A 14,172-nucleotide genomic window follows, 5' to 3' on the forward strand; every position below is an offset into this window, starting at 1 on the left:
GGGAACGGGCGGAGGATGGCGGTGACCGGGGCGTCGGGGTTCGTGGGGGGCGCGGTCTGCCGGGCGGCCGTGGCCGAGGGCTGGACGGTGTCGGCCTTCGGCAGGCGGCCGGCCGTGGCCGGGGAGCACGTCGGCGGTGCCCCGTACACCTCCTGGGATCTCCTCGACGCCGCCCCGCGGTCGTACGAGGTGGACGTGGTGGTCCACTGCGCCGGGAGCGTCACGGACTGGGGCCCGGCGCGCGCCATCTGGGCGGTCAACGTGGACGGCACCCGCAACGCCGCCGCGGCCTTCCCCGGCGCCAGGTTCGTGCACGTCAGCACGGCCAGCGTCTACGACCCGTTCCGGCCGACCGTGATGGCCGCCGAGGACGCCGCCCCGGTCCGGTGGTACGCCAACGCGTACGGCGCCTCGAAGGCGGCGGCCGAGAGATGCCTGGACGGGGCGGTCGTCCTGCGGCCCCACGCGGTCTACGGCAGGGGGGACACCACGCTGCTCCCCCGGATCCTGGGCGCGGTCAGGGGCGGCCGGGTGTTCGCGGTGGGCGACGGGCGCCAGCGGGTCAGCCTGACCTCGGTGGACAACCTGGTCCGCGCCTGCCTGCTCGCCGCGGCGGGCCCGGTGGACCACGGCGTCTTCAACGTCACCGACGCCGAGCCCGTGGTGCTCGACGAGGCCCTGCGCGCGCTCCTTCGGGAACGCGGCCTGGACGCCGAACCGTACTACCTGCCGCCGGGACCGGCCGGTCTGCTCGCCGCCGTGGCCGAGACCGCCCACCGGTCGCTCCGCCGCCGGTACCCGCCCCGGCTGACCCGGTACGCCGTGGGACACCTGGCCGTCGAGCGGACCCTCGACATCACCGCCGCCCGGCTCCGGCTCGGCTACCGGCCGTCGGCGACGTCCTTCGCGGGTGCCGCCGGCTGGTGAGGAAGGACCGCGAAGGACACGGCGGCGGGCGCCGCGGAGGACCCGGGGGAGGCCGAGGACGCCGAGGACGCCGAGGACGCGGAGGGCCCCGGGACCCCCGGTGCCTCGGGGGCGGGACGGCTGAAGCCGCTCCCGGTGAGGAAGGTCGCCGCCGCCACCGAAAGGCCCAGCCCGAAGATCGCCCTCAGGCCGTTCCTCAGCGACGTCGTCAGCGTGTCGAACATCGTGAGCACGGCACCGATCCGCAGGCCGTTCCGCGGCATGGACTCGGGCAGGTACACGTTGCGCAGCGCGGACAGGGCGATCGCCAGGGCCAGCATGCCGACGGCCGTCCCGATGCCCGCGCCGATCAGCCCGACGCGCCTGTCGCGGATCAGGAACACCCCGGCGGCGATCAGGAGCGGTGAGGTGCCCGCCAGGCCCCACCGCAGCGAGGTGAGCCCGTGGCAGACGAGGTGGGCGTCGGCCGCGGCGGAGGCCGGGATCAGCCGGGCGGTGGGAGGGGTGTCGGGCAGGCGGGTGGCGGCCTCCACGCCGGAGCGTTGCAGCCTCTTCTTGACCAGCTCGTACATCGGGGTGAAGTCGTACTCGACCCCGCCGCGTACGGCGCGGTCCGTGCCACCGGTGCCGCCCCTGTCGCCCTTGTCGCCCCTGTCGCCCCTGTCGCCCGCACCGCCCGGCACGGTGGTGAACCGGTGGTGCGCCGCCCTGTTGATCTCCACCCAGACGGCGGCGAAGTCGTCCCCGGTACCGGTCTCGGCGGTCCGGCGGACCACCTCCGCGCGCGCCGGGACGCCCAGCCCGTGCAACCGCAGGGTGACCTCGTCGGCGACGTGGTCGGTGACGGCGTCCCGGACGACGGGATGACCGGCGAGCGGGGCCATGGTCCGCAGATATCCCGCGGGATCGGCGACCTCGCTCGCCGCCCACCCGGCGAGAAGGGCCAGGGGGGCCAGGAGACAGCCGAGCGCGATCACCAATGAGCCGATCACGGTGCGCACGGAAACCCCCTCTCCGCTTTACCTGCAAATCCCCCGTTTTGCCTGGTAAAACCCCACAAACGGGGTTTTTGACGATAATTTGGGACTCGTTGTCAACTCGATGGTGAGATCGGGTCTACAAACCTTGACCGACCCCCCTCAGCGCGTCGAACGACCACATAGCTCATTGACCCGAAAACCGTTATTAACCTGCGATGTAGTGGGGTGACGGACGGCAGAAGCAGGGGCTATGACGCGCGATGCGGGGCGGACGGACGTGGGATCGAGCCTGGCCCTCGCACTGGGATCCGCCGTCCTGTGGGGTCTGGCGCACCTGTGGGTCGGCCGCAGGCTGACCGGTGCCCTGCTGATGGGCATCGAGCTGATCCTCGCCCTCGCGGCCATGACCGCGATGCTGACCGCCGGGCCCGCCCTGCTCGCCCTCGCGGTCCAGCCGGCCTGGCTGTGGGCCTTCACACTGACCGCGTTACTGGTCGCCGGGGTGACGGTGACCGTGACGATCCGCTCGTACCTGCTGGTCCGCCCCAAGGGGGCGTCCCCGACGGCGCAGTGCCTCTCGGCCGCCGCCATCGGCCTGCTCTGCGCGCTCATCGTCGCCCCGCTGGTGTACACGGCCCGGCTGGCGTACGTCTCGCAGACCGTGGTGACCTCGGTGTTCGCCGAGAGTGTCACGCCCATCCCGGTCGACGACCCGTGGAAGGACATGGAGCGGATCAACATCCTGCTCATCGGCGCCGACGCTGCGGCCAACCGCGTCGGCGTGCGTACCGACAGCATGACCGTGGCCAGCGTCGACACCCGCACCGGTGACACCGTGCTGTTCGGCCTGCCGAGGAACCTGGAGAACGTCCCCATGCCGCCCGGCCCGGCCCGCGACCGCTTCCCCTACGGCTTCGAGGGCCAGCCGCCGTACACGCCGGGCATGCTCAACGAGGTCTACCAGTACGCCGAGGACTACCCCGAGATGGCCCCCCGGCTGAGCAAGCGGCAGCGCGGTCCCGCCCTGCTGAAGAAGACGGTGGGCGGCATCCTCGGCCTCGACGTCCCCTACTACGCGATGGTCGACATGCGGGGGTTCACCGAGATCGTCGACGCGATGGGCGGCGTGCGGGTCCGCGTCAAGGACCCGATCGTCTACGGCCTGCGCAACGAGGGCCGGATCGAGCCGGGCAGGCGCCGGCTCTCGGGCGAGGAGGCCCTCTGGTACGGCAGGTCGCGCACCTACAGCGACGACTACGTGCGGATGAGCCGCCAGAAGTGCCTGCTGAACGCGGTCGCCAAGCAGGCCGACCCGATGACGGTGTTCAAGAGCTTCGAGAGGCTGGCCCGCGCCGCGGTCGACGCGATCTCCACCGACATCCCGCGCGAGCTCCTGCCCGATCTGGTGGAGCTCTCCGAGAAGGTGAAGCACTCCAGGATCAGGAGCCTGCAGTTCGTGCCCCCGCTGATCTACTCGGGCGCGCCCGACTACAACCTGATCAGGCGCGAGGTCGCCGCGACCCTGGCCGCGCCGCCCCCCGCTCCCCGCGCCGCCCTGCCGGCCGTGCCGACCGGGAACCGCAAGAACGCGGGCGGCCGTGCCGGTACGAGGGCCGTCGTGCTCGACTCCGCCTGCGACTGACGTCCGGCACACCCGGACCCTCCGGGACGTCCAGGGCGTCCGGAAGGGTCCGGGGTACCGGGCGGACCCGGCCGGGGATACGGCGTCCGGGTCGGATCAGGGGGTCTCGCGCCGGGTGCGCGACCGCAGGGCCAGGCCCAGGAGGACCAGCAGCACCCCGGCCAGGAGCGGGTCGAGCCGCGACCCGGTGAAGGGGAGGACCGGAACGGCCGGCCGGGCACAGGGCCCGCCGACGCGGCAGGCGTCCGGGAAGGGCTCTTCCGTGCCCGGCTCCCGGAACCCTTCGACCGCCTCGCCGGGACGCTCGCCCGCCTCCCACGAGGGGGCGGGAACGGCCGTCGTCCCCTCCTCGGCGGCCGGGCCCTGTCCGAGCGCCGAATCCCGTGCGAGCACCGAGTCCTCATCGAGCACGGCGTTCTCCTCGCTCACCGCGGGCCGATCCGGTGCCGCGGCGCGGTCAGGTACCGAGGGCAGGTCCGGTGCCGGGGCGCGTCCGGGGACCGGCTCCTGCCCGGGGACCGGTGCCGGGACCAGGGCAGGGGCCGGGGCCTCCGCCGAGTCGGGACCGAGCGCCCCGACCGGGGCGAGGGCGACGTCGGGAGCGGGGGCGTAGGCATGGGCGGTTGCGGGGACGGGGGCAGGAGCGGGGGCGATCCTCACCGGGGACCTCCCGCAGGCGGGATCGGCCGACTCGGCCGGGCAGTTGGACTCCGGCCGCACCCCCACCACACCACCGCGAAGCGTCGAGTCACCCGCGGGCGGATCGCCCACCGTGACGGCGTAGGTGATCGTCACGGTGGACTCGGCGGGAACGTCCCCCCGCCAGTCGAGCACCGGTCCGGCGTGGGCGACGGTGCCCGAGGAGGCCACGACGTCGCCGAGGGCCGCGTCGTCGAGGATCCCCGACAGGTCGTCCCTCAGGTGCGCCCCGGGGTAGGCGTCCCGGCGCGGGTTGGTGACGGTGATCGTGTAGTTCACCACGTCGCCCGGCCGGGGAACCTCGGGCACCTGCTTCCTGGTGATCGTCACGCCTTCCACGGTGACCCGCTGGCCGCAGCCGAGGTTCGTCCCGGGGACGGGCCCGGCGAGCCTGGCGGCCCCCTCCGCGACCCCCTCCACGGACCCCGGCGCGGACCCGGCCCCGGATCCCGGCGTCGACCCGGACCCGGGCACGGGCCCAGGTACGGGCCCAGGTACGGGCACGGCACCCGGGGCGGTCGCGCGTACGGGAGCGGGGGCCGGGCAGTTCGTCCCTCCTCCGAGGGTCTGGACGGCGCTGTCCAGCACGCGGTCCCCGGTGTCGGGAGCGTCGACGGTCACGCTGTAGGTGATCGTGACCGTCTCGCCCGCGGGTACGTCGCCGGTCCACGCCAGCCTGGGCGCGGTGTAGGTGACCGTCCCGCGGGTGGCCCGCGCGTCGCCGTTGTAGGCGGCGTCGTCGAGCACCCGGGAGAGCTGTCCGGTGAGGGAGGCGTCCGGGTAGGCGGCGGTCCCGACGTTTCCGACGGTGACCGTGTAGGTGACCACCTCACCCGGCGCGACCCTGTCGTGGTCCGCGGTCATCAGGACGTACAGGAGCGGCAGGCCGGGCGCGCCGGGATCGTCGCAGGCGGGATCCCCGGAGCCGGTCTGGCAGCCGGGTCCCCGGGAACCGGCCGGTTCCAGGGACAGGCGCAGGTCTCCGGCCGGAGGGTCGTTCACCGTGATGTCGTAGGTGACCGTCACCGCCTGGCCCGCGGCCAGGTCACCGGTCCAGGTCACCTCGGGCGTGTCGAAGGAGACCGTGCCCGAGGTGGCCGACAGGCCGGGGCCGAAGGTCGCGTCGTCCAGCAGGCCCGACAGGTCACGGGTGAAGGTGAGGCCGGAGCGGGGGACGTCACCGGTGTTGCGCAGCCGGACGGTGTGGGTGACCTTCTGGCCGGGCCTGGCGTGGACGGGCGAGACCGACGTGACGACCTCGATCTCCGGCCCGAGGTTCGCCCGGGGCTCGTCACCGGCCCGGGATCCACCGGCGGCCCGAGGTTCGTCGGACGCCCGGGACCCACCGCCCGCCCGTGGGCCACCCGTCCGGGACCCCTCACCGGCCCGGAACTCGTCGCCCGTCCGGGACCGGCCTGCCTCGGACTCGTCGTCCGCCCGGGGCTCGTCGTCCGTCCGGGACTCGTCGTCCGTCCGGGACGTGCCGGGAGCGTCCCTCACCCCCGCGGGCGCCGCGGGCGCCGTCCCCGGCCCGGTCCCCGATCCCGGGCTCGCCTCCGGGCCCGCTTCAGGGCCCGCTTCGGGATCCGCCTCCGGACCCGTTTCAGGGCTCGCTTCCGGGTCCGCCTCCGGTGGCGGCACGGCTTCCCGGGACGGTGCCGTCCGCGCGGATGACACCGCCCGCGCGGACGGGACCGCCGTCATGGACGGGGTCGCCTGCCGGAACGTCACGCCCCCCGGAGACGGTACGACCACTTCTCCCGTCCTCACCGAGAGCTCGGGCCCGCCGCCCTTGCCGGCCGTCGCCGGCCGGGACGCCGCGGGTGCGACCGACGGTGTCGCGAGCACCGTGAGTGTCGCGAGCACCGCCCCCCACGCGGCGACCCCGCCGGATCTCCCCCTTCGAACAGGACGCGACCAGGTACCGGTACGCAACACCGCAAGCCCCTTGCTGACCCTTGTCCACGATCTCGCCGGGGGGCTCAAGATCCATTGATTCGGAGGGGGATACCCGTACCGGCGGCACCTGATCGTCGGCCAGGGCAAACTTCTGCCCCGCCGGCCCCCAAGCCGGTCGCCGAGCCCGTACAGGAGACCGCGAAGCGGGAACGGAGGATCTTCCGGACCGGTCATGACAGGGCACGCGTTTCTCCCTCCGGTTTCGTGGCCGATGTCAGCAAAGATCACCTTTGTCCGCATATCCGGCCTGGTCAGGGACGCGCCACCCGCGGCCGTAATCGCCCCGCGCCCCGCGCGGCCGTGGCATGATGTTCCTCGAACCGACTGTAATGATTTTCATAATCAGATGGGAACGTCCGTGAGGGTGGCATTCGTCGGCAAGGGCGGCAGCGGCAAGACCACGCTGTCGGCGCTGTTCGCGAGGTACGCGGCGAGCCGGGGCGGCTCCGTCGTCGCCGTCGACGCCGACATCAACCAGCACCTGGGTATGGCACTGGGGATGGAGGACGGGGCGTTACCGAGGCCGATGGGCTCGCACCTGACCGAGATCAAGGAGTACCTGCGGGGCGACAACCCCCGCATCTCGTCGGCCTCGGCGATGGTGAAGACCACCCCGCCGGGACGCGGCTCGAGACTGCTCCACCTGGACGGGGGTGACGACCCGATCCATTCCCGGTTCGCCGTCACCACGCCCGAGGGGCCCCGGCTGATGGTCACCGGGCCGTTCGACGAGGACGACCTCGGGGTGGCGTGCTACCACTCCAAGGTCGGCGCGGTCGAGCTCTACCTCAACCATCTGATCGACGGCGCGGGCGAGTACGTCGTGGTCGACATGACGGCCGGGGCCGACTCCTTCGCCTCGGGGCTGTTCACCCGCTTCGACATGACCTTCCTGGTGGCCGAGCCGACCCGGCAGGGCGTGGGCGTCTACCGCCAGTACCGCGACTACGCCGCCGACTACGGGGTGCCGATCGCGGTGGTGGGCAACAAGGTGCACGGTCCCGGTGACGTGGCGTTCCTGCGCGACGAGGTCGGCGACGACCTGCTGGTCTGCCTGGAGCACTCCGCCGCGATCCGCGCGATGGAGCAGGGCCGTCCCTTCACCCTCCGCGACCTCGAACCGGCCAACGCCCTGGCGCTGGGCAGGCTCCTCGACCGTCTCGACGCCCAGGAGAAGGACTGGACCCGCTTCGGCGACCAGGCCGCGCTGTTCCATCTGCGCAACGCGAAGGCGTGGGCGAACAGGGCCACCGGCGAGGACCTGGCGGCCCAGATCGATCCCGACTTCGTCTTCGGACCCACGCGAGTGTCGCTCTCCGGCTAGGTGGAGCGATCACCGCCCCCCAACTACTGTCTCAATGATCCCCTTTTGAGAGGAGAACGCAGCATGTCGCTGACCGTTTCGAACGATCTTCTCGACCAGGCCAAAGCCGGAGAGGTGGACGACGCGGCCTTCGTCACCTGTGTCAGGGACTCCCTGCCCTACGCCTGGGCCCTGATCACCGGCCTGGTCGAACAGCGGGAGAACACCGGCGCCGAGTTCGCCGACAACACCGTGCCCCCGCCGGACGAGGCCGCCCGCGGTCAACTCCTGCGCGCTCTCGCCAGCGACGCCATGCGCGGCGCCCTGGAACGTCACTTCGGGGTACGGCTCGCCTTCCAGAACTGTCACCGGGTCGCGGTCTTCGACCCGGCCGCCACCGACGCCCACGCGAGGTTCATCACCGCGAGGTCGCAGATCCTGAACCAGACGCCCGAGCTCGTCGACTGCTGACGGGCCCTCATCCCGGGGTCGTGCCCGCCCGCGCCTGACGGGCACGGCCCCGGATCCGGGGCAGCACCTCCGCGCCGAGCCGCCCGATGTTCTCCAGGGTGCGCGCGCGGTCGCCCGCCCCCTCCACCAGCAGGATCAGGTGCCGCAGCCCGGTGGCCGCGGCGGTCCGCTCGATCATCTCGACGCAGCGGCCGGGCGAGCCGACCGGATGCGTCCGGCACAGGAAGTCCACGTATCCCGGCACGTCCCGCGCGGGCCGCGACCGCCCGTCCACCGGTACGTAGCCCGCCAGGCCCGGTTCCAGCCAGCGTGGCATGGCCTCCCGCAGCTCCCGTACGGCCTGCTCCGTCGTGTCGGCCACGTGGCCCACCGCCGCCGCGACGTGCCGGGGCGGTGCCGGCCGGAACGACGCGTCCCGGTCCCGATCCCGGGACGAGGCCGATACCCTCGGGGCCCCGTTCGCCCGCGCGCCCGGCACCGGCGCCGCGGCCACCTCCTCGTACCCGCGCAGCAGGGCGGCCTTGTCCTCGTCGCCGATGTGCATGCCCAGCAGCATCGGCAGCCCCCGCTCGGCCGCGAGCGCCACGGTCCGCGGCGAGGTGCACGCGACGACCGGCCGCAACCTGGCCGCGGGGACCATCGGCACCTTCCTGAACCCGAAGAACTCCCCGTCGGCGGAGACCGTGTCCTTGGAGAGCGCCTCGCACAGCAGGTCGAGCGACTCGGGGAAGCCGCGCTCGAACCTCTCCAGCCCCGTGCCGAACACCTCCAGGTCCACCCACGGCCCGCCCCTGCCCACCCCCAGGGTGAACCGCCCTCCGGACACCCGGTCCAGGACGGCCGCCTGTTCCGCCAGGTCCACGGGGTGCCGGGTGGACAGGACGCTCACCGCCGTACCGAGCCCGATCCTGGTCGTGCGGCCCAGCGCCACCCCGGCCAGCGTCGCCGCCGACGGGCACACCCCGTACGACATGAAGTGGTGTTCGGCGATCCAGGCGTCGTCGAACCCGGCCCGTTCCGCCGCGACGACCGCCTCCACCGTGTCCCGCAGCACCTGTCCCGGCTCCCGTCCAGGGAATCCGGCGGCGACCAGGAAGACTCCGATCCGCATGTTCCGATGATGTCCCCGGCGAGCGGCATCCGGTACCCGGCCCGCCGCGCGAGTCCGTACGGCGAAGCGAACCAGGAGGGCGGAGAGCAGGGGAGCACCCCGGGCGATCTGCTCGGCGCCCGGGTGCGGTGACGGTGACCACCGGTTCCGAGGCCGCCCTGGTCCCGGGTGGCGCCCTGGTCCCCCGGTGACGCCCCGGTCCCCGGGTGGCGCCCGGCGTCCGCCCTCGTCCCGGCGATCGTGGCCGCCGCCTCCGGGCAGGCGTCCGTCAGAAGAGGTCGAGCTGGCCCTCCCCGGCCAGCGGGTTGCGGTGCCTCTTCAGGTGCCGCCACCGGGGCAGGTCGTCGAGGTAGGACCAGGACAGCCGGTGGTGCTCGGTCGGGCCGAGCTCGGCCAGGGCCGCCTGGTGGACCGGCGAGGGGTACCCGGCGTTGGCCGCGAACCCGTACGCGTCCGGTCCCAGCGAGGCCATGTGGGCGTCCCTGCGGACCTTGGCGATCACGGACGCGGCGGCCACGGAGACACAGGACAGGTCGGCCTTGATCTCGCAGCGCACCGCCCAGGGGGCGCCCAGGTAGTCGTGCCTGCCGTCGAGGACGACCACGTCGGGCCTGACGGGCAGTTCGGCCAGTGCCCTGCCCGCCGCCCTGCGCAGCGCCTCGGTCATGCCCAGCTCGTCGATCTCCCGGTGGGACGCCTCGCCGTAGCCGATCCCGGCCGCCCAGGCGGTGATCTCATCGGCCATGGCGGCACGGCGGGCGGGGGTGAGCAGCTTGGAGTCGGTGAGCCCGGCGGGTGGCTCCGACAGGTCGGTGACCACGGCGCAGACCGCCACCGGACCGGCCCAGGCCCCGCGCCCGACCTCGTCCACCCCGGCGACCAGCTTGGATCCGCCGTCGTTCAGCAACCGTTCGAGCGCGTAGGAGGGAGGCACGTGCCGACGTTACCGGGAGAGGGGCCGCACGGGCGCGGCGTTCCGTGGCGTTCCGTGGCGTTCCGTGGCGCGGAAACGCCGGAGGACCGGGCCACGACAAAAAGGATGAATATCTTTAATCATGCATATAAAGGAAAAACAACTGCTCGGGTGACTTGAGGGCGTGAAACGCCCTGCGATATCCGGGTACGGATCCGATGCGCGCCCGCGCCGTTCCCTGACACGCGCCCTCCGGGTCGCGCGCCGTTCCGGATACGCACCGGTCCCCGGCCACATGCCGTTCCCGGATACGCGCCGTCCTCGGTCACGTGCCCTTCCGGAGACGTCCCGCCCCCGCGTACACGCCGTTTCGGGATACGCACCGTCCGCGTCGCCGGTTTCGCGCCCGTCCGGAGAACCGTCACGGCATGCCGGGCATGGCCGCCCCCGTAGGGACCATGCCCGACGTGTTCAGCATGACGAGTGCGACTTGACAACGGATCAACGTGTAATCAACGGGAGGGAGAACAAGCAAGCCTCTACCCGCGGGGTAAGCAAGAAAGGACCTATCATTTGCCCATAAAACTTTCGGGTGGGGCGGAGATTCAGGAAATGGCTGTTCAGGACGGCGAAGACGGACTGCGGTTCGCCGTACTGGGTCCCGTCCGGGCCTGGCGTGGGGGAACCGAACTCGATCTGGGCACCCCCCTGCAACGTTCCATTCTGGCGATGCTCCTGCTGCGGGAGAGCCGGGCGGTGACCCCGGCCGAGATGATCGACGCGATCTGGGGGGAGGACGCCCCGCCCCGCGCGCTCGGCGCGCTGCGCACCTACGTCTCCCGGCTGCGCTCGGTGCTGGAGCCGGGCAGGTCCCCGCGCACCCGTCCCGAGCTGCTGACCTCCGTCGGCAGGGGGTACGCGCTGCGCGTGGACGGGAGCACCCTGGACCTGCTGCTGTTCGAGCGGGGCGTCTCCGAGGCCGAGTCCGCGCGCCGCGCGGGGAACCTGGCCGGGGCCGCCGAGAGCCTGCGCGCGTGCCTGGCGCTGCACACCGGCGAACCGCTGGCGGGAGCGGTCGGCCCCTACGCCGAGCACCAGCGCGGCCGGCTCACCGAGCGCCGGATGAACGTGCTGGAGGTCCTGATGGACCTCGACCTGGAGCTGGGCAGGCACGCCGACGTCCTGTCCGACCTGATCGCGCTGGTCGGCGACCACCCGCTGCGCGAGCGGCTCCGTGCCCAGCTGATGCTGGCCTACTACCGCTGCGGGCGCAGGGCCGAGGCGCTGGCGGCCTTCGCCGACACCCGCGCCACCCTGATCGAGGAGCTGGGCATCGAGCCCGGCCCCGACCTGACGAGCATGCACCGGAGCATCCTCAACGACGACCCGTCCCTCATGCCCGTCCGCGCCGGCCGGTCCGCGTCCGCCCCGGCGGGCCGTACGGACGAGACCCGCGAGGCGCGCGGCGGCGGCGCGTCCCGCGGCCCCGAGCCGGGCACGACGAGGACGGCGGGGACGGCGGGGACGGCGGCGGGACGCGCCTCCGGGGACCGCGGGGACGGTCTCCCCACGGCGACGTCGGCGGACCGGGCGGTACCGGAGGCGAGACTCGCGTCGCCGATCGCGGAGCTGCCGCGCCCGGCGCAGCTCCCCGCCGCCGCGAGCGACTTCACCGGGCGCCGCCAGATCATCGCCCGGCTGCGCACCCTGCTGTCGGCCCGGGACGGCTCCGAGGGCGTGCCGGTGGCGGCCATCTCCGGTATCGGCGGCGTGGGCAAGACGGCCCTGGCCGTGCACGTCGCCCACACCGTGCACGACCTGTTCCCCGACGGGCAGCTGTACGCCGACCTGCGCGGGTACGGCGAGGCGCCCGCCGCGCCCGACTCGGTGCTGGCGGCCTTCCTGCGCGCGCTCGGCCTGCCCGGTGACGCCCTCCCCGACGGCCTGGCCGAGCGGTCGGCGCTGTTCCGCTCGCTGCTGGCCGACCGGCGGATGCTGGTGCTGCTGGACAACGCCCGCGACGCGGCCCAGGTGAGCCAGCTCCTGCCCGGTTCGACCGGGTGCGCGGCGATCGTCACCAGCCGCGGCAAGCTCGCCGACCTGGCCTCGGCCCGGCTGGTCGACCTGGACGTCATGGAGCCGGAGGAGGCCCTCGCGCTGTTCGGCACGGTCGCCGGCGCGGACCGGGTGGAGGCCGAGCGCGGCTCGGCCATGGACGTGGTGGCCGCCTGCGGTTTCCTGCCCCTCGCGGTACGGATCGTCGCGGCCCGGCTGGCCTCCCGGCCGTCCTGGACCGTCGCCTCGCTGGTGGCCCGGCTGGCCGACGAGCGCCGCCGACTGGACGAGATGCGGGTGGGCGACCTGGCGGTGGAGGCGACCTTCGCCCTCGGGTACGGCCAGCTCGCCCCCGCCCAGGCCCGCGCGTTCCGGCTGCTCTCCCTGCCCGGCGGGACGGACATCTCGGTGCAGGCCGCGTCCGCGCTGCTCGACCTGGACCCGATGGACACCGAGGACCTGCTGGAGTCCCTGGTGGACGCCAGCCTGCTGGAGGCCCCCACCCCCGGCCGCTACCGCTTCCACGACCTGCTCAAGCTCTTCGCCCGCCGTACCGCGGAACGGGTCACCGACGCGACCGAGGAGAGCTGTGCCGGGGGCGAGGTGGAGCACGGGGGGCGGCGCGGCTCCGAGGTGAGCGTGACCATCGGCGGCGAGGGAGAGAAGGCCCTGCGCCGGCTGCTGGAGTTCTACCTGGCCTCCGCGCGCTCGGCGCACCGCCTGGCCTACGAGGGCAGCACGGTCGCCGACCGGATCGAGGTCGGCGGGTCCGGCCGCGTCTTCTCCTCCGCCGACGAGGCGGTGGCCTGGCTGGCCCTGGAGGCGGAGTCGCTGTTCGCCGCGATCGCCCAGGTGATCTGCACGGACGAGCCCGGCGAGCTGCTGCCCGGCGCCGACCTGCTGCTGGCCATGGAACCGCTGCTGGAGTCGGGAAGCCACGTCCGCGAGTTCGAGAACCGGGCCCGGGAGATGCTGGCCGTCGCGCGCAAGCTCGACGCCGCCCCCTGCGAGCTGCGCTGCCGGTACGTGCTGGGACGCGTGCTGTTCGGGGCGAACCGGCTCACCGAGGCCGAGAGGGAGTTCCGGCTCTCGCTGGAGCTGTCGGACGGGGGCGACCGCATCGTGGCCGGCGAGGCGCTCAACGCGCTGGCCGTCGTGTCCGGGCGCATGCGGCGGCACGGGGAGGCCCTCTCCTGGTTCGAGGCGGCGCGCGAGGAGTTCCGCAGGGCAGGGGCGCGGGGCGGGGAGGCCCTGACGCTGAGCTACTCCGCCCGCGACCACCTCTTCCTGGGCCAGCCGGAGGAGGCGATCGCCGCCGCCGAGCGGGGACTGGCGCTGTTCATCGAAATGGGCTCCAGCGCGGGCACCGCCAGGGCCCGCTACCACCTGGGGATGATCCTGTCGCGGGTCGGGCGGCTCAACGAGGCGGTGCACCATCACGCCGAGTGCCTGGCCTTCTTCCGCGCCAGCGACCAGCGCGTCTGGGAGCAGCGGGTCTGCTCCCGGCTGGCCGAGACGTTCATCCACGCGGGCCGCTTCTCCGACGCGGTCCGCTACGCCGAGCAGGCGCTGGCCGTGAGCCGGGAGATCGGCCACCCCTACGGCGAGGCACAGGCCCTATGGGTGCTCGGCAAGGCCATCGGCGGTGCCGTCGGCGCCGGCGCCCCCGGAACCGCCGACGCCGGGCGGGGTCGCGACTGCCTGGAGCGGGCCCACCACCTGTTCAGCAGGCTCGGGGCGCCCGAGGCCGAGGACCTGCGCCTCCTGCTGGAGCGCGACCGCGTCGAGCACGGCCGGATCGAGCACGACGGGGTCGAGCACGATCGGGTCGAGCGCTGACTGCAGGTCGTCGTACAGGTCGTCGTCGAGACGTGTCATCCAGACGTGATTGATCAACGGCTCTTCCCTTGACGTCAGGCCGTACGGCCCCCGATGGGCGTGGGCGTCCGGCCGGCCGTCTGGACCTCGGGCGACGTGTAGGGGGCCCGGTTGTCCGGTACGTCGCCCGCGGATCGGCCGCCTCACTGGGACGGCCGGCCGAACGTGGCACGGACCCCTCACCCCCCCGGGTCCGTGCCCCACGACGAACAGACTGCCCGGCCGCGGTCAACG

At 73.4% G+C, this 14,172-nt stretch carries 9 protein-coding genes; 5 read left to right on the forward strand and 4 right to left on the reverse strand.

Going from position 1 to position 14,172, the window contains the following annotated elements; translation table 11 throughout:
• The first annotated feature begins 15 nt into the window (after positions 1 to 15).
• On the forward strand, positions 16 to 927 hold the full coding sequence (locus tag ACZ6RT_RS26145; protein WP_470156749.1) for an NAD-dependent epimerase/dehydratase family protein: 912 nt from the start codon (positions 16 to 18) through the stop codon (positions 925 to 927).
• Here the strand turns inward: ACZ6RT_RS26145 and ACZ6RT_RS26150 are convergent.
• Complete coding sequence (locus tag ACZ6RT_RS26150) at positions 882 to 1,928, reverse strand: hypothetical protein (protein WP_470156751.1); 1,047 nt, start codon at positions 1,926 to 1,928, stop codon at positions 882 to 884. The genes ACZ6RT_RS26145 and ACZ6RT_RS26150 overlap by 46 nt on opposite strands.
• A 229-nt stretch (positions 1,929 to 2,157) precedes the next feature.
• On the opposite strand from ACZ6RT_RS26150, the gene ACZ6RT_RS26155 reads away from it, so the two are divergent.
• Positions 2,158 to 3,549 (forward strand): LCP family protein, encoded by a 1,392-nt coding sequence (locus ACZ6RT_RS26155; protein WP_470156752.1) that lies wholly within the window; start codon positions 2,158 to 2,160, stop codon positions 3,547 to 3,549.
• Between the two features lie 96 nt (positions 3,550 to 3,645).
• Here ACZ6RT_RS26155 and ACZ6RT_RS26160 read toward each other — a convergent pair whose 3' ends face one another.
• Positions 3,646 to 5,748, reverse strand: a complete 2,103-nt coding sequence (locus ACZ6RT_RS26160) for a DUF7927 domain-containing protein (protein WP_470156754.1) — start codon at positions 5,746 to 5,748, stop codon at positions 3,646 to 3,648.
• Between the two features lie 817 nt (positions 5,749 to 6,565).
• On the opposite strand from ACZ6RT_RS26160, the gene ACZ6RT_RS26165 reads away from it, so the two are divergent.
• Both ACZ6RT_RS26165 and ACZ6RT_RS26170 read left to right on the forward strand, forming a co-directional pair.
• Complete coding sequence (locus ACZ6RT_RS26165) at positions 6,566 to 7,531, forward strand: ATP-binding protein (protein WP_470156826.1); 966 nt, start codon at positions 6,566 to 6,568, stop codon at positions 7,529 to 7,531.
• A 63-nt stretch (positions 7,532 to 7,594) separates the two neighbouring features.
• The gene (locus ACZ6RT_RS26170; protein WP_399190182.1) at positions 7,595 to 7,981 is read left to right on the forward strand and encodes an SCO5389 family protein; all 387 of its coding nucleotides are present in this window, start codon (positions 7,595 to 7,597) and stop codon (positions 7,979 to 7,981) included.
• Positions 7,982 to 7,988: 7 nt separating this feature from the next.
• Here ACZ6RT_RS26170 and ACZ6RT_RS26175 read toward each other — a convergent pair whose 3' ends face one another.
• The gene (locus ACZ6RT_RS26175; protein ID WP_470156756.1) at positions 7,989 to 9,092 is read right to left on the reverse strand and encodes an LLM class flavin-dependent oxidoreductase; all 1,104 of its coding nucleotides are present in this window, start codon (positions 9,090 to 9,092) and stop codon (positions 7,989 to 7,991) included.
• Between the two features lie 268 nt (positions 9,093 to 9,360).
• Complete coding sequence (locus ACZ6RT_RS26180) at positions 9,361 to 10,026, reverse strand: ribonuclease HII (protein ID WP_399190186.1); 666 nt, start codon at positions 10,024 to 10,026, stop codon at positions 9,361 to 9,363.
• A gap of 591 nt (positions 10,027 to 10,617) precedes the next feature.
• On the opposite strand from ACZ6RT_RS26180, the gene ACZ6RT_RS26185 reads away from it, so the two are divergent.
• The gene (locus tag ACZ6RT_RS26185) at positions 10,618 to 13,899 is read left to right on the forward strand and encodes an AfsR/SARP family transcriptional regulator (RefSeq protein WP_470156757.1); all 3,282 of its coding nucleotides are present in this window, start codon (positions 10,618 to 10,620) and stop codon (positions 13,897 to 13,899) included.
• Positions 13,900 to 14,172: the final 273 nt, after the last annotated feature.

It is taken from the genome of Streptosporangium sp. NPDC050148 (assembly GCF_055586505.1).

What these genes read in the sequence shown, in the direction of transcription:
- ACZ6RT_RS26155 (WP_470156752.1), top strand. Translation starts at nt 2,158, where the DNA reads ATGACGCGCGATGCGGGGCGGACGGACGTGGGATCGAGCCTGGCCCTC.
- ACZ6RT_RS26175 (WP_470156756.1), bottom strand. Translation starts at nt 9,092, where the DNA reads ATGCGGATCGGAGTCTTCCTGGTCGCCGCCGGATTCCCTGGACGGGAG.
- ACZ6RT_RS26185 (WP_470156757.1), top strand. Translation starts at nt 10,618, where the DNA reads ATGGCTGTTCAGGACGGCGAAGACGGACTGCGGTTCGCCGTACTGGGT.
- ACZ6RT_RS26145 (WP_470156749.1), top strand. Translation starts at nt 16, where the DNA reads ATGGCGGTGACCGGGGCGTCGGGGTTCGTGGGGGGCGCGGTCTGCCGG.
- ACZ6RT_RS26170 (WP_399190182.1), top strand. Translation starts at nt 7,595, where the DNA reads ATGTCGCTGACCGTTTCGAACGATCTTCTCGACCAGGCCAAAGCCGGA.